Raw genomic sequence first — 21,265 nt, 5'->3', positions numbered from 1 at the left:
CTGTTCGCTGTATCCGTAACGGCCAGCGAACCTTGTGCGGGCAGCGTTCGCCCCACAGGCCACACGCGCATCACTCGCGGTTGCCCACTGGTCATTGCTGGCCCTCTTTGCGGTTGGTGCGCCTGGCAACCACGGCCCCACCGGCTAGCAGCAGCACCAGCAAAACCAGCTCCGTGTGGCCCAGGGTGGGCACTGACGTGGGTGCAGCCGCAGCCCCTGGAAGGCGCAGCGGGGCGCTGGGGTCGTCGATGCGGCCTGCCGTGCTGTCGCTGTCGCCATCGCCGTTGTCGGCCACGCTGTAGCTCATGGCATCGCCCACCATGCCAGCCTCTGTAAGGGCGTACCATCCGGTCGTTGTGGTTGGGGTAGCACCAGTCATTTGGGTGTGCGGGCCGTATTTGTAGGCCGCCAGGCCAGCCAGGCTGCCGCTGGGATAGACGGCGCGCACCTGCACGCTGCTGCAACTGCCGCCTAAGCCGCCGTCTTTCACTGCAAAGCGCAGCAGGCCCAGCGGGGCGGTGGCATCTGGGGGCAGTTGATCGGCCTGTGTGGCGGCGGCTATGGTTGGCGCTACATCCAGCAGGCAGCCGGCCGGGCCACTGATGCTGACCTGCGCGGTGCCGCTGGCTCCAGCGCCCGTGCCGGGCAGGGGCACGCTGGCGGGGTTCACCGTCAGCGTCTGCACACTGCTGGTGGCGTCCTGGTTGTTGCTGTCGCCCGCGTAGCTGGCGTTGATTGGGTGATCGCCCGCCAGCAGCAGGCCTGGCACCGAGCAGCTTGCCGTGCCAGTGCCATCTACCCTAGCGCTGCACAGGGTTACGCCGTCATCGCTAAAGCTGACGGTGCCCGTTGGGTTGGTGGCCCCGGCCAAGGCAGCGCTTACATTGGCACTGCCGCCCAGGGTGATGGTGCTGAGGCTGGCCGGTGTCAGGGACAGCGTTGGGGCGGTAGGATTGGTGGTTACGGCAATGCTCAGCGCCACCGTGTTGTAGTTGGCCGGGTCTGTTGGCGTGAAGGTGGCGGGGTAGCTGGATGTGCCCGCGCCGCTGGGTGCGGTGGTTGCATCCACCCACGCAAAGCTGCCGTCCACGCCCGCGCCGCTGGGTGTCGAACTCGCCAGCGTCTGCCCGTAGGTAATCGGCGTGGCCTGCGGGCTGGTGATCACCGGCGTGATTTTGCTAGCTGTCACCGCCGATGAATTCAGCACCCCGCCATAGCCAGTGGCCGATACCTGCACGCTGATGGCCTGGCCAATATCCGCCGTCACCAGGGTGTGGGTGCTGGCCAGGGCCGCGTCGATAGGCGTGCCGCCGCGCAGCCATTGGTAGGCCAGCGTACTGCCAGCCGGGGTGCCGGTTGCACTAGCCGTTAGCACCTGCTTCACCACGGGCGAGCCGCTGATGTCGATGGTGCCCGTTAGTAGCGGCAGCGCCTGCACGCTGAGCGATGTGAGTACCCCGGCATAGAGGGCTGAACCCACCTGAACGCTGATGGATTGGTTCGCATCGGCGGCGGTCAGCGTATAGCTGGCACCGGTTGCTCCCGCAATTGCGCTGCCATCGCGCAGCCACTGGTACGACAGCGCTCCTGGCTGCACTTGCAATATGCCCGCTGTGTTCACCCCCAGGCTCTGCCCCACGACTGCCGATCCGCTGATCGCCACGCTGCCGGTGAGCGGATACGCAAAGGTCACCACCACCGTCGTGTCTTGTGTCAAACCGCTGGCCGTATAGCTGGCCGGCGTACCAATGCCCATGCCATTCACGCTGACCTGCTTGATCACCGACCCGCCGATAGGGGTAAAAGTGAAAGACATGTTCGCCTTGCCAGTGATCATCCATACGCCCGTTGGGCTGACCGTGCCGGCGCCAGACGAGGTCGCGTCTTTCGATACCGACAGTCGATACATGCCGCTGATGGCCTGCGCCGCACCCGACCCCATGCCAGAAGTGCCACCCGCACCCACAGGCGCGCCTGGATCGGTTGCCCCCGAGGCAGAGCCGCCACCATAGGCCGTCACCGCGCTATCGCTACCAATCGTCAACGTGCCCGCTGCGCCTGCGCTGCTGCCGTCCTTGCGATTCGAGCCCCCCCCGCCAATGCCCGCGCCCGACCAGCGTCCACCGTTGGCGTTTACCACGCTTTCGCCATCAATAGTCACTGTGCCACCGCTACCGCCCTCAGCATAGGCACCGCCCCCACCAATGCCGGCACCCGCCGCATAGGTGCCTTGGCCACCCGTGGCTGTAACCGTGCCGCCGTGGATGGCAAGTGTGCCACCCGAGCCCGCAGTTGCCTTGCTTGACCCGCCCCCGCCAATGCCCGCGCCCGAGGCCGCCGCGTTGCCGCCTGTCGCCGTCACGGTTCCGCCATTGATCGTGACCGTGCCGCCCGCACCACCGTTACCCTCGCTGGACGCACCGCCGCCAATGCCCGCGCCGGATGCAAATCCTCCGCCACCGCCCGTGACCGTGACCGCGCCGCCATTAATGGTGATCGTGCCTGCCGTGCTGCCCGGGTTCCAGTAGGAGCTAGCGCCGCCAATGCCCGCCCCGCCGGGGTTGCTGAAATCCCCCACCCCTGCTGCAGCCACCAGTGCACCCATGCCCGCACCGGTGGACTGCGCAGTAATCGTCAGGCGGTTCGCGCCAGAAACATCAATCCCCGCGCCACCGGCTGCCGTGCCTGTCACGTTCATCTGACAGCCATCTGCTAGGATCAATGTCACATCGCCTTGAACCGTGAGTGTGCCCGTGTAGGCTACCGCCGTGCCCGCATTGCACACATACCAGCCGCTGGACAGGGAGGCTGCGCCCCCGCCGGTAATCAGCTCAGTCGCCGTGGCCGCGGTTTGCAATGTGCCGCTGGCATCCAGGTACGGCACATTGGTAGCTGCCTGCGCAGGGACCAGCTCCAAAACCGCCAGCCCGGTCACCAACCCCAACAGCGCGGCGCGCCGGACAAACGCAGCGCCATGTGAATGGCAGGCGCGCAGGGTGGAAATCAGGCGCTGGCAGTAGTCCAGGTAATAAATGGTCATGAGATGCTTTCAGGCAACGGTTTAAAACACGACTTACGCAAGAAGGCCGCAGTCACTGGCTCTGGCCAAAGGCCAAGCCCGTTGTTCATCGCTGTTTGCGTAAGCCATTTTGTGGATGTCCAAAAGGTAGTCGTCGGAGTGTCTGGAAAAGCATTGGCGTCAATGGTAGTGATGACAAGCAGAGTCACAAGGGATTCCAACTCCTTGATATTGGGTAGCCGCCAATCGGAATAACCCAGATACCTGTTGTCATTGCCGGACTTCATTTCCGCGAGCGCTTGGTCCCAAGCGTAGGAGCCATGGCTGGTTGTGTCGCATGTGCCATTCCTGTTGCTTGCACCGTAGGCACAAAGGTCCCAGTGCAGACCAGTCTCTGCATCGGTGACCGTAGCATTGGTAGCACTATTGTCCGAGGTCGTCGGGTTAACCGTAAAGCGCGGCGCGGCCATACCCAATGACGCATGCCATGTCAGTACCATGGCCAGCAAGGCCTGCACCCAGGTTGGTTTGAAATTTGTTGTCATTGTTTTTCAGGAAAGCCAATCTCCACAGTAGCCAATGGCCTTGCATGCTTTCAAAAACAAAAAGAAAGATTACGGTTATTCGCTTCGCACCAAGTGAGCCTGGGCGCTGAGCTTGTAGCAACCATTGATCTTTCCAGTTTCAAAGTCGACACACCAGACGGTGCCGGAACCTCCTGGAGCGAACCCATCAGGCGTCCCGTACCAAGCGCTGTGTGTGTTGGGGAAATAATCGCTGTCAATAGCTGGGGCGGTGCGGCTGAAATCCACGATGGAATGCAATTCATGCCTGGTGGGCAGGCGCCAGCCGCCGGTGTAGCCGCAGCGCGAATAGCTAGCCTCAGCGTTGTTGGCACTGGCCCAGTTCAGGCTCTCAGTGGACCAGATCAGCCCAGTGACGTTGTCGCGCACGCAGGCGTGGCTGCCCAAGGTGACGGTGCCTGATGCATCGAGCGCGGTGAAGTCAAAGCCTGCATTGCCGCCGCCGGTTTTGGCGGGCAGTTGTCCGGTGGCCTGTGCGGCATCGCAGCCAAAGCGGGCGTCCTGGCCGGGCATGGCGGCTTCTACGCTGGCGCAGTTGGAGGCGAGCGTGCTGTCTGCCTGGTTGCAGGCAGTCTGGCCGGTGTCGTTGAGCGGGCTGCTCTGCGCCCGCACCGCGTTCATGGCAAAGTAGGTGCAGGTGAACATAAAGAAGGCGGTCCACAAGTGAGCGCGAACGCCCGAGCGGGCGTGCGCGGGGAAGTCGTGGGGTGCGTGGCGTGACATGGGGCTGGCGCGAATGAACGTGGCGATGGCTAAACAACATGGTGAGCTGCCTTGGCGACGGGGATGGCCGGCTTGTTCCGGCTAGGGCGACGATTTGCGCCTATCAAACCGATTGCGAGTTAGTTTGTATGTCCCTCGAATAGGCGGCATTTACGCAAAAAACTCCTAGTGGTTATGCTACTGAAGCAGTCGATTCTGCCAATCACGTAAATTAGTGAGAAGGAAGCCTTTCTGGATTAGCAACGCACTATCGAAAGTACTGGTGCAAGTGCCGATGCAATCTGTTCCGAGGCGTTGCTGAGCTATCGCGTTGGCCACTACGCTTTCGTCAGTGCCTGTCTTTAATATGCATGATTGCTCACTCGAGGGCAGCTTCAGGCTGATTGCGGGCGTTCGGCCCAGAGTCGTCGAGCGACGGCTGCGATCGAGATCAGACATTGAACAACATTACCGGGCGGCTTTCTGAACCGAAAAACTGACATAGCTACCGTGGTCACTCGTGGACAACGGCATCTAGAAGGCGCATGGTCTTCGTCCCCCCACTCGATGGGAGACCATCATGGAATCCAATAAAGCCGCCGTTCATCGCGAGCCCTGCAACAAGGGAAAGATCGTTGGTCAGAAGGCACCCTTCAAGCCCAAAGACATCTGGGCGCTGCAAATTCTCTTCAAATCGGGCAAGGCTACAGCCATTGATCACCAGGGGGCAAGGCCTAAGGTTTCAGATGCTTCAACGGGAGCAGCGTGCCTACCTGTGGGTTCATTGAAGGAGGAAGAACTTCCGCCCTTCAATGCATTTTCAAAATTGGAAATAGCAACATCTTCACGCTATTTCCCGAAGCACTACAGGCAGGTGGGTCTGAGACAGCCGCTCAGCCATCGAAGTAACTATGAATGCACCTCAGGTTTGCCTTGCCTAAAGGTGCCGCTTGGTTGTTTTCAGCGAAGACAAAATCAAGTGGAGTCAGCCCCGATCCGGCGTCTTCGCGTGCTGACAGCGGCTAGCAGGCTACTTGGTCGCGGCCGTGACGATGATTTCCACCAGAATGTCCTTCGCCCCCATCTCGCACTGCGCGGTCGCGCGCGTGGGCGCGGCGTTGGGCGCAGTCCACGCATTCCAGACTTCATTCATCCCCGCGAAGTCGCGTTCGAGGTCCTTGATCCAGATCTGGGCAGTGAGCAGGCGGCTCTTGTCGGTTCCTGCTTCCGCCAGGAACTTCTCGATTTTCTCGAGGGTTTGGGCGGTTTGGCCGCGAATATCCTGGCTTCTGTCGTCGGCGGTCTGGCCGCCGACGAAGACCATGTGGTTGTAGACGACTGCACGGGAGCGGCGGGTGTCGGTGGCGATGCGCTTGATTTCCATGAAAAACTCCTTGGCTGATGAGAAATGCGTTATTCAAATGAGGCGAGTTCGCCCAGGGTGATGGGTTTGATGGGCGGACGGATGCGGTAGTAGCCCACCTCCTGCGGGCTGACCTTTCTCTCGCTGGCGATGATTTCGGTCACCGTCAGTCCGCACAGCCGCCCCTGGCATGGCCCCATGCCGCAGCGGCCGAACGCCTTCGTCTGGTTGGGGCCGAGGCAGCCCACCTCCACGTATTTTTTGATTTGCCCGGCTTTCACTTCCTCGCAGCGGCATACCGTGACCTCGTCATCGGTGGGGATACGGTGTGCGTCCTGCGGGCGATACAAGGTATCGAGGAAGGGGCGGATCTGCGTATGGGTCCTGATCTCTTCCAGGATCGCTGGCTCATGCGCCTTGAATTTCTCGGGCGAAATGGCTTGGAGCTGGCGGGCAATCGCCAGCCCAGCCAGCCTGCCTTGGCTCGCGGATGCTTTCGCACCGACGATGCCCCGGCTGTCGCCCGCGATGTAGATGCCGGTTTCCTCGATTTGCCCGCAGGCATCGGTCACCGGAATCCAGCACAGCTGCTGTTCATCCCAGCGGTGCTCGGCGCGCAGCGCCCAACTGAGCTGGGTATTCGGGACCACGCCCTGGTGGAGCAGCACCAGGGAGGCTTGGACGCGCTTTCTCTGGCCGTTGTGGGTGAACGTAATGGATTCGGCCTTCTCTGCACCTTCGATGGCGAACGCGCTGGCTCCCGCGAACGTCTGAACGCCATGGCTGCGGATTTTCTTCAGCATCTGGCTGCCCTTGGAGAGGTCTTTCCAGCCGCGCAGCGCGCCCAGGACATGGGAGGCCGCACGCAGATAGTCGCCCGTCCCCGTGGTGTGGATCAGCGCCTTGATCTTTACGCCCGCATCCAGATACTGCTGCGCCAGCAGAAACAGCAAGGGGCCACAGCCTGCCAGCACCACGGGCTCTGTCGGAACGGCGCCCGAAGATTTGTACAGAATCTGGGCTGCGCCCGCGCCCATGACTCCCGGCAGCGTCCAGCCGGGCACGGGAAAGGGCCGCTCCATCGCACCGCTGGCGAGCACCAGGCTGCGCCCCTGAATTTTCTTGCTACCGCCGTCGAGAAGGTAGGACACCGTCTTGTCCCTGGCGACGTTCCAGACGGCAGCACCGCCCACGTGCACGGCACCGCAGGTTGCAAAATCCTGCGCGAGTTTTGCGCCGGCAGCGTAGTCCGCGCCAAGCACTTCGCGGCGGCGGGGGCTGGACTCCTCGACGGCCCGGTAGATCTGGCCGCCAACCCGCCGCTGCTCATCGAGCACGGCCACTGAAAGCCCGAAGCGCCGCGCCTCGATGGCCGCCGAAAGCCCTGCGGGGCCGGCACCAATGACCACCAGGTCAAACAATTCAACATCGGTTGCCATATCAGTTCTCCGCACTTTGCATGTTCAGCCCGGATGCGCCCTCCTGGCGCTGGATGACCATGCCGTCCCTCACCTGCGTGAGGCATGACTGGCGGCTGGGGCGGCCGTCGATTTCCACGAGGCACTCAAAGCAGACGCCCATCATGCAATAGGGTGCGCGCGCAGAGCCGGAAACCGGGGTCGAGCGGAATGTCCGCACGCCCGCCATGAGCAGCGCCGACGCTACGCTCACATCGTGCGGAACGTCCAGCGGCTGGCCGTCAAAATAAATGCGTACTTTCTTTCCCTGCGAGCCGGCTTCGGACATAAACAGGGAAATCTTTGTTTCTTGGGTTTCAGTATGCATTGCTGAATTTCCTATTGGGGTCCAGGAATCGCTCGCCAGCGAATTCCTCGATGCCATCCGGCGCTGGTTTCACCCCCGCGATCCATGGCGCGATTTCGTAGACATGGGAGCCTGCCAGGGAGACTCCGCTGTGGCTGGTGGCGGTGAATGCGCCGGGGTATTGGGCCGATTCCTGATAGACCGGCGAACCATCGGGGGTGAGTACACGAAGCGATCCCCATGCCCGCACGAGCTTGACCGATGACAGTATGGGAAAGGTGGCGACCGAGCGTTTGGCGATCGACTCGATAGCCTCCACCGTCGTCCCGTCGTCCAGTCCCACGTCCTCCGCCGAGAACCCGAGCTGAACCGTGCCCTCGGCGGTCTGGCGCGCCTTGTTGGTGGGGTGCGGCAGGAATTTCTTCAGCCGCTCGGTGATGAGTACCTGGCCCCGCTTGGGCAGCACGGGCGCATGAAGGCCCAGTTGGGGAGCGAGGACGTTGTTGCTCAGGCCTGCGGCAAGCACGATTTTTGCGCCGCTCCACTGGCGGCCATCGCTGCTTTTGGCCTGAAAGCCCCGTCCTCCGCCGAGCGAACGAACCTCGCCCACGTCAACTCCGCTACAAATGCGGCCGCCGAGCGCCTTGATGCCCGCATGCAGCGCATGCAGCAACTTGAGCGGGTTGGCGTGGCCGTCCAGAGGGCACCAACTGCCCCCGGCCACCTTGGGGCCGATCGCGGGCAGTCGGGCCTTGAGCGCCTGATGGTCGAGCATCTCGAACGGCGTGCGGCCGTCGGCATTGATTTTGGCCAGCATCGCCTCCCGCTCGACAACTTCTTTTTCACTGAAGCCAATCCAGAATCCGCCGTTTTGCTGGAGATCCACATCGACCCCGGTAAGCTCACGGAGTTCGCTGGCAAGCGGCCCCCAATGGTCAACGGCATCCCGGCTCCATCGGGCGTAGCGGGGAAACCCCGCGCCCTTGCTCTGAAGCCAGACGAGGCCGAAGTTGCCGCGCGAGGCGCGGTGCGCCACGTCGCCCTGATCGAGCAGGGTCACCGGGCCGCCGGACCTGGCCACGCCGTATGCGATGGCGGCCCCCACCAGCCCCCCGCCGACGACGACAGTTTCATTTGAAGACATAGATGTTTACCGGGAAGTGCGTTCCAGAAGGCTTTTCTCAATTGAGCGTGATGTTGTTGCGCTTGACGACCTCGCCCCAGCGCACGCTGTCGGCATTGAGCATTTGCCGGTATTCGGCAATGGAGGCGGGGGCCACCTTGGCGCCGAGCCGCTCGTGCTTCTTGATGACCTCGGGGTCTGCAAGCACGGCGTTGATCTCCCGGTGCAGCCTTTCAACAATGGCCTGCGGCATATTGGCCGGGCCCACGACACCGCCCCAGGTTTCCATTTCCAGGTCTGTATAACCGGCCTCCCGGATGGTGGGAACGTTGGGCAGCAGGGGAGAACGAGTGGGTCCCGTAATAGCAAGCGCGTTGATGCGGCCCGCCTTCACCTGGGGCTCCATCGAGGTGAAGTTGCTAAACATCATCTGGATCTGGCCCCCCGCCAGGTCCATCTCTGCGCCCGGGGCACTCTTGTACGGAACGTGGGTGATCTCGGTTTCGGAGAGGTTGCCGAACAATGCGCCGAGCACGTGCAGCGCGGTGCCGTTGCCCGTGGAGCCGTAGAAAACCTGGCCAGGACTGGCCTTGGCGTAATTCACCAAGTCCGCAACGCTCTTGACGGGAAGGGCCGGGCTCACACCCAACAGATTGGGCTGCGTCCACTGCTTGGCGATGGGCGTGAAGCTCTTGGCAGGGTTGTAGGGCAGTGATTTCGCGGTCAGCGCGGTAACGGTGTAGGTCGCGAGATTGGAGTTGCCGATCGTGTATCCATCCGGCGCGGCCTTGGCCACCGCATCCAGCCCGATGGCCCCCGATGCGCCGGGCCTGTTGTCGATCACGACGGGCTGTCCCAGGCGCTTGCTGAGGCCGTCCGCCAGAACCCGAGCCGTGCCGTCCGCAGCGCCGCCTGCCGCGGCGTTCACGATGAAGCGGATCGGTTTTTCCGGCCACTCTGCCTGTGCAGCAGAGCCGAGCGAAATCAGGATGGTGAAAGCAGCCGCGGCCATAAGGGACCGGCGCTGGTTGTGATACGACATGGACACTCTCCGTTGGACATGATGAACGAACGAGTTCTCATGGTAGGAAGGGATCCCGCCGATATCTATGGATGCTGGATCATCAATACATACATGGATGTTATGTTTCTGCGCATGAAGCCGCCGCGACCAAACGAATTAATTCCTTGGCCGGGACTGAAAGCTTCGCGTCGCTCATGGCCGTGGCATAGACCGTGTAGCCGATCGAAGGGCGCAGCGGCAAGGCCACGCCGCCCCGCTTCTGGTGTTTTGCCGCCGTCATGGGATCGACCACGGCAATGCCCAGCCCCTCCAGGCAAAGATCGCTGATGGACTGGAACAGCGACGCTTCGATCATGGCATCGGCTTGAACCCCGTTGGCACTGAGCCAGGCATTCAGGCGCGTCTGGAACGTTCCGGATGAAGCGATGAAGGGTTTGTTGACGAATTCGCCGACGTGAATGTGGTCGGCCCTCGGATCGAGCCACTTCTCGGTGCCGATGCATACACATTCCGAGGGAAACTCGGCCACCGTCTCCAGGTCTCCCAGCGAGAGCGTATCTGCCGTGAGCCCGATATCGGCCTGCCGGGTTTTGACGTGCCTGGCCACTTCAATGTACGAAGCAACTCGAAGGCTGATGAAGACGTCGGGAAATTTTTCTCTCAATTGGCGGATGACGGCTGGAAGGATGGAATGCCCGATGGAAGGGATTGCGCTGATCGAGAGCTGCCCAAGCTTCTGCTTTCGCAGTTGATCGGAAAAATCGACGATTTGCTCCAGCCCCAGAAAAGACTGCTGAACCTTTGCCATCAAAGCATGGGCCTCTTGCGTGGGCTTGATGCTGCGTCCGTTTTTGGCGAACAGCAAAATACCCATGGATCTTTGGAGATCGGCTATCAGCCGACTCATGGCCGGCTGGGTGATTCCCAGCGCATCGGCTCCGGCGCTGATTCCGTTATGCAGCATCGCAGCCTGGAAAGCCTCAACCATTCGGTGGGTGACATTTCGATTCTTCATGAGGTTGACCTTAAATAGTTATTTGGGTTAACGCAAATAGCGAAACCTCAACGCCCAAGCTGAGAGCATGGGAAGAGGAATGACCACATTTCTGGCTTCCCCAGCGTGTCGACGTAGCAAATTAGCTCAACCCAGAATCGCAGCACCTTGCCGCACAAGAGGCAGTTCAGAAGGGGCATCCGTGGCCTACTGATCGATCGCATCCGGGAGATCGATTCGGGATCAACCGATCAGACCGCCTCATCAGGTTCTGTGGCCACTGTCTCATAACAACCCGCGAGTGCCCGGTGGCTGGCTTGCAGCTGGCTTCCACATTGCAGGCGCGAGTGGCAGCAATCGCTGCGCAGCAGACATTACCATCCAACGTGTGAATGACAGCAGCGAGCCGCTAGCTGCCCTCAAAGAAATAACGCCCCCTATTACCAAGTCCACAGGATGATCGCAAGCATATGAGGATGTCTGGATCCGCTGTTCTCACCGATTCTGAAAATGTCTCTGATCCACAAGGACGCGAATCTGCAAGATCAATGAGACCCTAGACTTGCCCCGCGACACCCCGCCAGCCCAGGCCATGACCCGGATACTGTTCAGCTTTTCCAGAAAAAACCGATAATTGCGCCCATGAAACAAGACCCAACGCCGCTGCCCGAACTTACCCGCCAATTTGTGTCGCATTTTGGCGAGATGGGCAGCCGCTGGGGCATCAACCGCACGGTGGGGCAGATCTACGCGCTGATCTTTCTGTCACCCAAGCCGATCAATGCCGATGAGATTGCCGAGGGCCTGTCGTTCTCGCGCTCCAATGTCAGCATGGGCTTGAAGGAGCTGCAATCCTGGCGCCTGGTGCACATGCGCCACCAGCCCGGCGACCGGCGCGAGTACTTCGAGGCGCCGGCGGATGTTTGGGAGATCTTTCGCACCCTGGCCGAAGAGCGCCGCCGCCGCGAGATTGAACCTACCCAATCGATGCTGCGCTCGGCCTTGCTGCAAGAGACCCATTCCGCCGACGAGCAGTACGCCCAGCAGCGCATGCAGGAGATGTACGAACTGATCGACAAGCTGATGACCTGGTTTGACGATGTGCAGCGCCTCAACCCCGACACCGCCATGCAGCTGATGGGCATGGGCAGCGCCGTCACCCGGGTGCTGACCCTCAAGGACCGGCTGACCGGCAAATCACCGGCGCGCAAAGAAGGCAACGACTGAGATGCTGGCGCTTCGGGCCGCTTCCACCATCGCCGAGCAGCTGTGGCCCGGCACTCCCTGGCCGGCGCTGGTGCCTGGCCACGGCCTACCCACCACCGAGATCGCTGGCGATTTTGTATTGCTGGACCACCTGGCTGCTGCTGAGGAAACCTGGGGGCGCGATGCCCCTTTGGCAAACCTGGGAGAGGATTGGTGGGTGTTTGCCTGCTCGGGCAGCGGCGATGGCTGGCTGCTGAGCCGTGACCAGCGCCAGGTCGTCGCCTTTCTGGACCACAGTGCAGGCCCTGATGCCCTGCCCCAGCTGCTCGGCATCGATGCGGCGCAATGGCTGCAGCTGGCAGATCTGATGGCGCAACTGGAAGCGGCGCAAGACCAGGGGCTGGAGCTGGCCCCACAAGCCCTGGCGCTGATGGAGCAACTGGCACCGGGCTTATCTGCCCACTACCCGTATACGCTGAGTTAACGCGCTGGCGCTGCTGCGGCCGTCTTGGGCGCCAGCACAATGCGCAGGCCTTGCTCCTGCACCTCCATGCGCTCCACCGTGTAGCCCAGGCCTTGCAGCAGCATGCGCTGGCTGGCGGGCAGCTCATACACCAGCAAGCCCTGCAATACCTGCTCGGCCAGGCGCGGCGCATAGGTTTGGAACATGCCTTGGTAGGCGCTGGGCACGCCCTGCATCTGCAGCTGCTCCACCCGCACATTGTGCAGCCGGATGCTGGCATCGGCATCCTGGAAAGTGAGGCCAAAGTCCAGGGTCATCTGGCCCGGGTACTCGCTGCCCATCAGCTTTTCGGTGATCCAGATATCAAAGGCTGCGCGCAGGCTGTTGCTTTGCGCCAGCAGTTGCACCTTGGGCTTTTGCAGCTGGATGACAACCATGCCCTGCCAGGAGCGGGCCAGCGGAAGCTTGGCAGCCACGGCCTGTTGCAGCTGCGCCTGGGTAATGCTGATGCTGCGCGCACCGGCGGGCAAACTGGCATCGGCCGCCCGGGCCACGCTGGCAGCACCAGCGCCACAGGCCAGCGCAGCGGCTGCCCACGCCAGGCAGCGGCGGCGCTGCAGTGGCTGGGCGGGTCCATCGGCAAAAAACAGCTTGTCCATCGCATCACACCATCATCGTTAAGCGCGGTTGGACAATGCCCGTTGGGCAAAGTTCAGCCGCCGTTGCGGGTGTTGGTATCTGCGCGTTACGCTGCCTGCGCCGCCACCGTATCGCGGCTCGGGCCACTCGCCTGCAACGCATCGAGGGCTTCAAAGTACTCGCGCTTGAGGCGTGCCACCAGCTCGGCGGCGGGCAGCACCGCTTTGACGGCGCCAATACCCTGGCCACTGCCCCAGATGTCTTTCCAGGCCTTGCGGTCCTTGCCAAAGCTCATCGAGCTGGGGTCCGATACCGGCAGGTTATCCGGGTCCATGCCAGCTGCGCGGATCGAGGGGCTCAGGTAGTTGCCATGCACGCCGGTGAACAGGTTGCTGTAGACGATGTCGTCCGAGTTCGAGCTGACGATCATCTGCTTGTACTCCTCCACCGCACGCGCCTCGTCGGTGGCGATAAAGGCCGAGCCGATGTAGGCAAAGTCGGCGCCCATCGCCTGCGCAGCCAGCACCGCGCGGCCGTGCGCAATGCTGCCGGACAAGGCCAGCGGGCCGTCAAACCATTCGCGGATTTCCTGCACCAGCGCAAACGGGCTCTTGATGCCGGCATGGCCTCCGGCGCCCGCGGCCACGGCAATCAGGCCATCGGCGCCCTTGTCGATGGCCTTGTGCGCAAAGTTGTTGTTGATGATGTCGTGCATCACCACGCCGCCCCAGGCATGCGCAGCCTGGAACACGTCCTCGCGCGCACCCAGCGAGGTGATCAGGATGGGCACCTTGTACTTTTCGCACAGCGCCATGTCGTGCTCCAGGCGCTCATTGGTCCGGTGCACGATCTGGTTGATCGCAAACGGGGCGGCGGGCTGGTCAGGGTGGGCGCGGTTGTGCGCGGCCAGGGTTTCGGTGATTTCGGCCAGCCAGTCATCGAGCTGCTCGGCAGGCCGGGCATTGAGCGCGGGCATGGAGCCAACGATGCCGGCCTTGCACTGCGCAATCAGCAACTGGGGGTTGCTGACGATGAACAGCGGCGAGCCGATGACCGGAAAAGGCACGTGCTGCAACGCACCGGGAAGCTTGGACATACAGGTCTCCTTCAAAGAGGTGGCGCCATCTGCGCCGTGGGGCCAGCGCAGTGGCAAAAGCCCAGGGCTGGGCTCGGCGCTTAAAAGCTGTCTTGGGGCAAGGCCATCACGGTGCTGGCGCCATGCAGGATTTCTTCGCGCAATGCCGAGGTTTTTACCAAAATATGCGTGGCATAGAAATGCGCGGTTGTCACCTTGGCTTCGAGGAACGCCCGGTCGCCCGCGCCTTGGGCCAGCAACTGCTCGGCCGCCAGCAAGGCCCGGCCCATTTGCCAGCCCGCCACCAAATTACCGGCCAGCATCAAATACGGCACGCTGCCTGCAAACACCTCATTCGGCGCAGTCTTGCTGCTGGCCGCCACAAAGGCGACCACGGCCAGAAAGTCCTCGCGCGCAGCCTGCAAGCGCTGTGCAAATGCCTGGGCGGCGTCTGAACCACTGGCCTTCAAGGCCTGTTCGGTCAGCTCAATCTGGCTGGCGATGCCGCGTGCAGCCTGGCCGCCATCGCGTGCGGTCTTGCGACCGACCAGGTCATTGGCCTGGATGGCGGTGGTGCCTTCGTAGATCGTCAGAATTTTGGAATCGCGGTAATGCTGGGCGGCACCCGTCTCCTCGATAAAACCCATGCCGCCATGCACTTGCACGCCCAGGCTGGTGACCTCTTGACTCATCTCGGTGCTGTAGCCCTTGATGAGCGGCACCATGAATTCGTAGAAGGCCTGGTTATCCTGGCGCACCTGCGCATCCGGATGGGCATGGGCGGCATCAAAGGCGGCCGCCGCCGTCAAGGCCATTGCGCGGCAGCCTTGGGTGTAGGCACGCATGGTCATCAGCATGCGGCGCACATCGGGGTGGTGGATGATGGTGGCGCTGCCGGCCACGCTGCCATCGACCGGGCGGCTTTGCACCCGCTCCTTGGCAAAGGCCGCCGCCTGCTGGTAGGCGCGCTCGGCAATCGCCACGCCTTGCAGGCCCACGGCATAGCGGGCGGCGTTCATCATGATGAACATGTACTCCAGGCCCCGGTTCTCTTCGCCCACCAAAAAGCCTGTCGCGCCACCGTGGTCGCCAAACTGCAGCACGCAGGTGGGAGAGGCCTTGATGCCCAGCTTGTGCTCGATGCTGACGCAATGCACATCGTTGCGCGCACCCAGCGTGCCATCGGCATTGACCAGGAACTTGGGCACCACAAACAGGCTGATGCCCTTGACGCCCTCGGGCGCGCCCGCCACCCGGGCCAGCACCAGGTGCACGATGTTCTCGGCCATGTCGTGCTCACCGTAGGTGATAAATATCTTGGTGCCAAAGACTTGGTAGCTGCCATCGCCCTGCGTCTCAGCACGCGTGCGCACCAGCGCCAGGTCGGAGCCTGCCTGGGGCTCGGTCAGGTTCATCGTGCCGGTCCATTGGCCGGACACCAGCTTGTCCAAATAGGTGGCCTTGAGCGTATCGCTGCCGGCCGTCAGCAAGGCCTCGATGGCGCCATCGGTCAGCAAGGGGCAGAGCGCAAAGCTCATGTTGGCGCTGTTGAGCATCTCCACGCAAGCCGCACCAATCGTCTTGGGCAGGCCTTGGCCACCGGCATCCACCGGGTGCTGCAAGCCCTGCCAGCCGCCCTGCACATACTGCGCAAACGCATCTTTGAATCCGGCCGTGGTGCGGACCTCGCCGTCCTTCCAGGTGGAAGGCTGCAGATCACCTGGCACATTCAGCGGTGCCACCATCTCTTCGTTGAAGCGCGCGCACTCTTCCAGCACGGCTTGTGCCGTATCCAGCCCCGCTTCTTCAAACCCGGGCAGTTGCGCTACCTGGTCAATGCGGGCCAGGTGTTCCATCGCAAACAGCATGTCGTTGACGGGTGCTTTGTAGCTCATCGTTGTCTCCTCGTTGTGTCGTCTTGTCGTTGTCTGTGCGGGGGCATGCCGTGCACACGCAAAAAAGGCATCCCCAAAGGATGCCTTCTAGAACCTTTTCACCACCACGCTGCCTGCCACATCCAACTCCACCAGGATGCTGCTGCGGCGTGGGGTGATGGCTGGCACGTGGTTTACAGCTTGCTGGCCATCTCAGGCACGGCGTCAAACAGATCCGCCACCAGGCCGTAGTCGGCCACGCTGAAGATGGGGGCTTCTTCGTCCTTGTTGATCGCCACGATCACCTTGGAGTCCTTCATGCCCGCCAAATGCTGGATGGCGCCGGAGATACCTGCTGCCACATACAGCTGGGGCGCGACGATCTTGCCGGTCTGGCCCACTTGCAGGTCGTTGGGTGCGTAGCCCGCGTCCACGGCTGCGCGGCTGGCGCCAATGGCAGCGCCCAGCTTGTCTGCCAGCGGGGTCATGACTTCGTTGAACTTCTCGGCGCTGCCCAGTGCCCGGCCACCGGAGACGATGATCTTGGCGGCGGTGAGTTCCGGGCGGTCGTTCTTGGTCACTTCGCGGCCCACAAAGCTGCTTTTGCCGCTGTCTGCAACCGCTGCTGCGTTTTCGACGGTGGCGGAGCCACCCGTCGTCGCTGCTGCATCAAAGCCGGTGCCGCGCACGGTGATGACCTTGGTGGCATCGATCGATTGCACGGTGGCAATGGCGTTGCCCGCGTAGATGGGGCGCTCGAAGGTGTCGGCGCTCACCACCTTGGTGATGTCGCTGATTTGCGCAACATCGAGCTTGGCGGCGACGCGCGGGGCGACGTTCTTGCCCGATGCCGTTGCGGGCGCCAGGATGTGGCTGTAGTTGCTGGCAATGGCCAGCACTTGCGCGGCCAGGTTCTCAGCCAGGCCATCTTTGAGCGAGGGGCCTTCTGCCAGGATGACTTTGGCAACGCCAGCGATCTGGGCTGCGGCTTGGGCTGCGGCTGCTGCGCCAACGCCTGCTACCAGCACATGCACATCACCACCGCAAGCCAGGGCGGCGGTGACGGTGTTGAGCGTGGCGGTCTTGATGGATTGGTTGTCGTGTTCTGCAATAACGAGAGCGGTCATGTCTATCGTCTTTCAATTCAATGTGTCAGGTGTCGTTCGCGGCCTTCAAAACTGGCGGTCCCGTGCAGCGGGACGACTAGCAAGGGCCGCCCCGCAGCGTGGTCGTCGTCCCCCTGGGGGGAAGGCGCCGCAGGCGACTCAGGGGGGTCAAGGTTAGATGACTTTGGCTTCGTTCTTGAGCTTGTCGATCAAGGTGGCCACATCGGGCACCTTGACGCCTGCGCCGCGCTTGGCGGGTTCTTCCACCTTCAAGGTCTTCAGGCGCGGGCTCACATCCACACCCAGGTCTTCTGGCTTTAACGTGTCGAGCTGCTTTTTCTTGGCCTTCATGATGTTGGGCAAGGTGACGTAGCGGGGCTCGTTGAGGCGCAGGTCGGTGGTGATGACGGCGGGCATGGTCAGAGACAGGGTCTCCAAGCCTCCGTCCACTTCGCGCGTCACATTGACCTTGTCGCCAGCGACTTCGACCTTGGAGGCGAAGGTGGCTTGGGGCAAGTCGCCCAGCGCGGCCAGCATCTGGCCGGTCTGGTTGGCGTCGTCGTCAATGGCTTGCTTGCCGCAGATCACGAGGCCTGGCTGCTCTTTGTCGACCAGGGCCTTCAGGAGCTTGGCAACAGCCAGTGGCTGCAGCTCTTCAGCGGTTTCGACGAGGATGGCGCGGTCGGCACCAATGGCCATCGCGGTGCGCAGGGTTTCCTGGCACTGGGTCACACCGCAGCTCACGGCGATGATCTCGGTCACAACGCCCTTTTCCTTCAATCGCACGGCCTCTTCCACCGCGATTTCATCAAAGGGGTTCATCGACATCTTCACGTTCGCAATGTCCACACCCGAGCCATCGCTCTTGACGCGCACCTTGACGTTGTAGTCCACCACGCGTTTGACGGGTACCAGTACTTTCATAAACCTCGACTCCTGAGTTGTTCAATAGGTTTGCGCCAGCAGCGGCGCGTAGGCGCGGCCACTCAGCCATGGGCATGGATCAAGCCATCATCGCACAAAAACAGCACGACCGTGCTTTTTCGTGGTCAGGCGGCTGATGACAATCAATTATCGGCGCATCCCCGCGCGCCAGCCTCTATTCTCCGCACAAGTTGGCGGTTCATCAGCCCTGGCTGGCAGGTATTGCACCACCGCCATTGTTCGGGATATGCAAAACACGTTGCGGGAACGGAATGTCGATCTTGGCAGCGCGCAGCCCTTCCAGCACCGCGATATTGACCGCCGACTTCACATTGGCCTGGCCGTTCATCGGGTCGTTGATGTAGAAGCTCAGGCTGAACTCCAGCCCGTCGGGCGCAAAATTCACCAGGAAAACCGAGGGCTCCGGCTTAGCCAGCACGCGGTCCTGCGCCAGCGCGGCGTTCTTCAGCACCTCGCGCACCTGCGCCACATCGCTGTCCGCGCCCACCACGATCTGGGTCGCCAGATTGAACTTCTGGTCCGCATCGGTGAGGTTCTCGACCCGCTGGGTGATCAAGGTCTCATTGGGGACAATCGACTCGCGTCCGTTGGAGGCGCGAATCACGGTGTAGCGGGTGCGGATGTCGGTGATTCGGCCTTCAAAGCCATCGACGCGCACATTGTCGCCAATGCGCAAGGCCCGCTCGATCAGCACCAAAAAGCCGCTGACATAGTTGGAGGCGATCTTCTGCATGCCAAAACCCAGGCCGACACCAAAGGCACCACCCAGCACGGACAAAGCCGTCAGATCAACCCCGACCAAGGACAGCGCCACGAGCAAGCCAATGGTGATCAGCAGCATGCGCGTCAGGTTGACCGCCATCTTGCGCATGGACAGGTCCTTGACCATGTCGTCTATCACGCGCTGCTCAAAGGTGGTCGAAATCCACAGCACCACCAACATCACCATGCCCACCGATATCGCGCCCTGGAACAGCTCCAGCACCGATATCGACGTCTTGCCAAACGCGAACTGCACGCTGTCGAGCTGGGCCATCACCTGCGGCAAAACACCCAGGATGCCGAGAACTGCCACGCCCCAGGCCAGCCAGGAGAAGATCCGTTCAATCAGCCGCACCAAGGTGGAGTTGGGAAAGGTCTTGGCCAACACCCGGGCCACCATGCGGATCACCGCCAGCGACAGCAGAATCTGCACCGCCAGCCGCAGCAAAAATACCGGCTGGTAGTGCTCTACCAGCATGCGGGCCGCAGCGGTGAACAGCAGCGCCAGCAGTGGGAACAGCGCCCCGCCCCAGGCCGTCTTGCCAAACCAGACCGATGGCTTGCCAACATCGCGATGGTGGTAAAAACTGCGCGTCAGCAACCAGGCCAGGCCAATGCAAATCACCAGAACCGCCAGCTCCTGCCAGGTGCTGGACTGCTCAAAGTCCACTCTCAAACGATCAAAGATATCCATGCGCCAGCCTTATCGGGTCCAAAAAAAAGCATACGCGCAAGCATATGCTGGTTCCGTACCGTATCACCGATGGCGCAGGGGGTGGTGTAGGAGTGGCAGAGTTCCTGGGGCGCTTGGCCTGGGCTGGCGTGGGCCTAAGACCAAACCGGCTTGCGCTTCTGCGCAAAGGCCTGAGCCCCTTCTTGCGCATTGCCGTCCATCATGTTGGAGGCCATGCACTGGCTGGCCACCTGGTAGGCCGCTTCGATGCCCAGCTCCCGCTGCTGGTAGACAAGGGCTTTGCCCATGCGCACGGCAGCGGCGGGTTTGCTGACGATGGCAGCGACGAGCTGTTCCAGCTCCGCATCCAGCTGCTCGGGCACAGCCACGCGGTTGACGAGGCCCTGGGCCAGCGCCTGCTCGGCGCTGATGAACTCACCCGTCAACAGCATTTCCATCGCTTGTTTGATGGGCATATTGCGCACCAGGGGCACGCTGGGCGTGGCACAGAACAGGCCGTATTGGATTCCGCTGGTGGCAAAGCTGGCGTCGCTGCTGGCAACGGCCAGGTCACATTGCGCCACCAATTGGCAGCCGGCCGCAGTGGCCATACCCTGCACCCGCGCAATGACGGGCACCGGCAGTTTCTGGATCGCCATCATCACCTGGCTGCAGCGATTAAACAGGTCCTGGTACCACGCACGATCCGGGTGGGCCGCCATGTCCTTGAGGTTATGGCCCGCACAAAAGGCCCGGCCTTCGGCGGCCAGCACCACCACGCGCACGGAGGCATCCTGCGCAATGGCGGCCAAGGCTGCACGCAAGGCGGCCAGCATCTCGTCACCCAGCGCATTGAAGCGCGCCGCATCGTTCATGCACAAGGTCACCACGCCGCGCGCGTCACGGGTCTGCACAAGCAAGTTGCTGTCGGTCATTGCCAGGTCCTCAAAAGGTGTTTACAGATCGGCAAGTACGCGGATATGGGCTTCCACGCTGGCCGCCAGCGGCGTCATCACATAGCCGCCTTCCAGGCAGGAGACGATGCGGCCCTTGCAGAAGCGGCGCGCAATGTCCTTGATGCGGTGGGTAATCCATGCATAGTCGGCCTCGACCATGCCCAACTGGCCCATGTCGTCTTCGCGGTGGGCATCAAAGCCGGCGCTGATAAAAATCATCTCGGGCTTGAATTCTTCAAGGCGCGGAATCCAGTAGGTCTCGACAATCTCGCGAATATCCATGCCCTTGGTATAGGCCGGTACCGGCACATTGAGCATGTTCGCGGCCGGGTCCTTGTCGCCCGAATGGGGATAGAAGGGGTGCTGAAAGATACCCACCATCAGAATGTGCGGGTCGCCTGCGCAGATGTCCTCGGTGCCGTTGCCGTGGTGCACATCAAAATCGACAATCGCTACGCGCTTGAGCTGGTGGCGCATCAGCGCATATTTAGCAGCAACGGCGACATTGTTGAAAAAGCAAAAACCCATGGCCTGCTTGCGCGTTGCATGGTGGCCTGGCGGGCGCACGGCGCAAAAGGCGTTTTCCATCTCACCGCTGATCACCGCATCAGTGGCAGCCAGCGCGGCGCCGCAAGCGCGCAGCGCGGCATTCCAGGTGGCGCCATTGACGGCGGTGTCGGTGTCTAGCATCAAGGTTGCCGGGCCGCCGATGGCCTGGTTGTCGGCAGCCATCTCGCACAGGCCGCGTATCGATGCAATATGCAGGCGCTCATGCGCCAGCTCCAGATCGGACATCGTGGCCTTGGGGGCGTCGCGCCGGTCCAACGCATCTCCCACTCCGGTGATCAGCAGGCGGTCTTCAATCGCATCCAGGCGTGCAGCGCATTCAGGGTGGGCAGGCCCCATGTCGTGCAGCCAGCAGTCACGATGGCTGAAATAACCTGTCTTGGACACAGTCTTCGTCTCCTTAACTGTTTTTGTCGTTTATTGTGA

General features: G+C 62.0%; 19 protein-coding genes and 1 pseudogene. 3 read left to right on the top strand and 17 right to left on the bottom strand.

Going from position 1 to position 21,265, the window contains the following annotated elements; translation table 11 throughout:
- Window positions 1-91: 91 nt before the first annotated feature.
- The 3 genes from HS961_RS23715 to HS961_RS09295 form a co-directional block, all read right to left on the bottom strand.
- Window positions 92-3,040: a beta strand repeat-containing protein gene (locus tag HS961_RS23715; RefSeq protein WP_182327427.1), complete on the bottom strand. Its 2,949-nt coding sequence runs from the start codon at window positions 3,038-3,040 to the stop codon at window positions 92-94.
- Window positions 3,037-3,564, bottom strand: a complete 528-nt coding sequence (locus tag HS961_RS09300; RefSeq protein WP_182327426.1) for a DUF1566 domain-containing protein — start codon at window positions 3,562-3,564, stop codon at window positions 3,037-3,039. Before HS961_RS09300 ends, HS961_RS23715 begins: the two co-directional genes overlap by 4 nt.
- A gap of 75 nt (window positions 3,565-3,639) precedes the next feature.
- Window positions 3,640-4,326, bottom strand: coding sequence for a DUF1566 domain-containing protein (locus HS961_RS09295; RefSeq protein WP_182327425.1), 687 nt, complete (start codon window positions 4,324-4,326; stop codon window positions 3,640-3,642).
- Window positions 4,327-4,885: 559 nt separating this feature from the next.
- Here HS961_RS09295 and HS961_RS23610 point away from each other — a divergent pair.
- Window positions 4,886-4,990 (top strand): annotated as a pseudogene (locus tag HS961_RS23610) (integrase); the annotation flags it as partial.
- Window positions 4,991-5,335: 345 nt separating this feature from the next.
- Here HS961_RS23610 and HS961_RS09290 read toward each other — a convergent pair.
- The 6 genes from HS961_RS09290 to HS961_RS09265 form a co-directional block, all read right to left on the bottom strand.
- Window positions 5,336-5,689, bottom strand: a complete 354-nt coding sequence (locus HS961_RS09290; RefSeq protein WP_182327424.1) for a RidA family protein — start codon at window positions 5,687-5,689, stop codon at window positions 5,336-5,338.
- A gap of 29 nt (window positions 5,690-5,718) precedes the next feature.
- Complete coding sequence (locus tag HS961_RS09285) at window positions 5,719-7,107, bottom strand: NAD(P)/FAD-dependent oxidoreductase (protein WP_182327423.1); 1,389 nt, start codon at window positions 7,105-7,107, stop codon at window positions 5,719-5,721.
- Window position 7,108: 1 nt separating this feature from the next.
- The gene (locus HS961_RS09280; protein WP_182328192.1) at window positions 7,109-7,414 is read right to left on the bottom strand and encodes a (2Fe-2S)-binding protein; all 306 of its coding nucleotides are present in this window, start codon (window positions 7,412-7,414) and stop codon (window positions 7,109-7,111) included.
- Window positions 7,415-7,442: 28 nt separating this feature from the next.
- Complete coding sequence (locus HS961_RS09275) at window positions 7,443-8,576, bottom strand: NAD(P)/FAD-dependent oxidoreductase (protein ID WP_182327422.1); 1,134 nt, start codon at window positions 8,574-8,576, stop codon at window positions 7,443-7,445.
- Between the two features lie 37 nt (window positions 8,577-8,613).
- Complete coding sequence (locus HS961_RS09270) at window positions 8,614-9,597, bottom strand: Bug family tripartite tricarboxylate transporter substrate binding protein (RefSeq protein ID WP_182327421.1); 984 nt, start codon at window positions 9,595-9,597, stop codon at window positions 8,614-8,616.
- Window positions 9,598-9,697: 100 nt separating this feature from the next.
- The gene (locus HS961_RS09265) at window positions 9,698-10,594 is read right to left on the bottom strand and encodes a LysR family transcriptional regulator (RefSeq protein WP_182327420.1); all 897 of its coding nucleotides are present in this window, start codon (window positions 10,592-10,594) and stop codon (window positions 9,698-9,700) included.
- 621 nt (window positions 10,595-11,215) lie between these two features.
- Between HS961_RS09265 and HS961_RS09260 the strand changes: the two genes are divergently transcribed.
- Both HS961_RS09260 and HS961_RS09255 read left to right on the top strand, forming a co-directional pair.
- The gene (locus HS961_RS09260) at window positions 11,216-11,800 is read left to right on the top strand and encodes a GbsR/MarR family transcriptional regulator (RefSeq protein ID WP_182327419.1); all 585 of its coding nucleotides are present in this window, start codon (window positions 11,216-11,218) and stop codon (window positions 11,798-11,800) included.
- Between the two features lies 1 nt (window position 11,801).
- Complete coding sequence (locus tag HS961_RS09255) at window positions 11,802-12,263, top strand: hypothetical protein (RefSeq protein ID WP_182327418.1); 462 nt, start codon at window positions 11,802-11,804, stop codon at window positions 12,261-12,263.
- Here HS961_RS09255 and HS961_RS09250 read toward each other — a convergent pair.
- The 8 genes from HS961_RS09250 to HS961_RS09215 form a co-directional block, all read right to left on the bottom strand.
- On the bottom strand, window positions 12,260-12,901 hold the full coding sequence (locus HS961_RS09250; RefSeq protein ID WP_182327417.1) for a DUF1439 domain-containing protein: 642 nt from the start codon (window positions 12,899-12,901) through the stop codon (window positions 12,260-12,262). The two genes, HS961_RS09255 and HS961_RS09250, sit on opposite strands and share 4 nt — an antisense overlap.
- A gap of 86 nt (window positions 12,902-12,987) precedes the next feature.
- Window positions 12,988-13,977: an NAD(P)H-dependent flavin oxidoreductase gene (locus HS961_RS09245; protein WP_182327416.1), complete on the bottom strand. Its 990-nt coding sequence runs from the start codon at window positions 13,975-13,977 to the stop codon at window positions 12,988-12,990.
- An 80-nt stretch (window positions 13,978-14,057) separates the two neighbouring features.
- Window positions 14,058-15,851, bottom strand: coding sequence for an acyl-CoA dehydrogenase (locus HS961_RS09240; protein ID WP_182327415.1), 1,794 nt, complete (start codon window positions 15,849-15,851; stop codon window positions 14,058-14,060).
- Window positions 15,852-16,024: 173 nt separating this feature from the next.
- Window positions 16,025-16,957 (bottom strand): electron transfer flavoprotein subunit alpha/FixB family protein, encoded by a 933-nt coding sequence (locus tag HS961_RS09235; protein WP_182327414.1) that lies wholly within the window; start codon window positions 16,955-16,957, stop codon window positions 16,025-16,027.
- A 153-nt stretch (window positions 16,958-17,110) separates the two neighbouring features.
- Window positions 17,111-17,860, bottom strand: a complete 750-nt coding sequence (locus tag HS961_RS09230; protein WP_182327413.1) for an electron transfer flavoprotein subunit beta/FixA family protein — start codon at window positions 17,858-17,860, stop codon at window positions 17,111-17,113.
- 202 nt (window positions 17,861-18,062) lie between these two features.
- The gene (locus HS961_RS09225; RefSeq protein WP_182327412.1) at window positions 18,063-19,337 is read right to left on the bottom strand and encodes a mechanosensitive ion channel family protein; all 1,275 of its coding nucleotides are present in this window, start codon (window positions 19,335-19,337) and stop codon (window positions 18,063-18,065) included.
- Window positions 19,338-19,471: 134 nt separating this feature from the next.
- On the bottom strand, window positions 19,472-20,251 hold the full coding sequence (locus HS961_RS09220; RefSeq protein ID WP_182327411.1) for an enoyl-CoA hydratase: 780 nt from the start codon (window positions 20,249-20,251) through the stop codon (window positions 19,472-19,474).
- A 21-nt stretch (window positions 20,252-20,272) separates the two neighbouring features.
- A complete protein-coding gene (locus HS961_RS09215; RefSeq protein WP_182328191.1) occupies window positions 20,273-21,178 on the bottom strand; it encodes a histone deacetylase family protein in 906 nt (301 codons plus the stop codon).
- Window positions 21,179-21,265 lie beyond the last annotated feature (87 nt).

Origin of the sequence: Comamonas piscis, assembly GCF_014109725.1 — a bacterium.
GTDB classification, from domain to species: Bacteria; Pseudomonadota; Gammaproteobacteria; order Burkholderiales; family Burkholderiaceae_C; genus Comamonas; species Comamonas piscis.
Note: the sequence above shows the minus strand (reverse complement) of the source record. Positions and strands in the feature narration are given on the sequence as shown.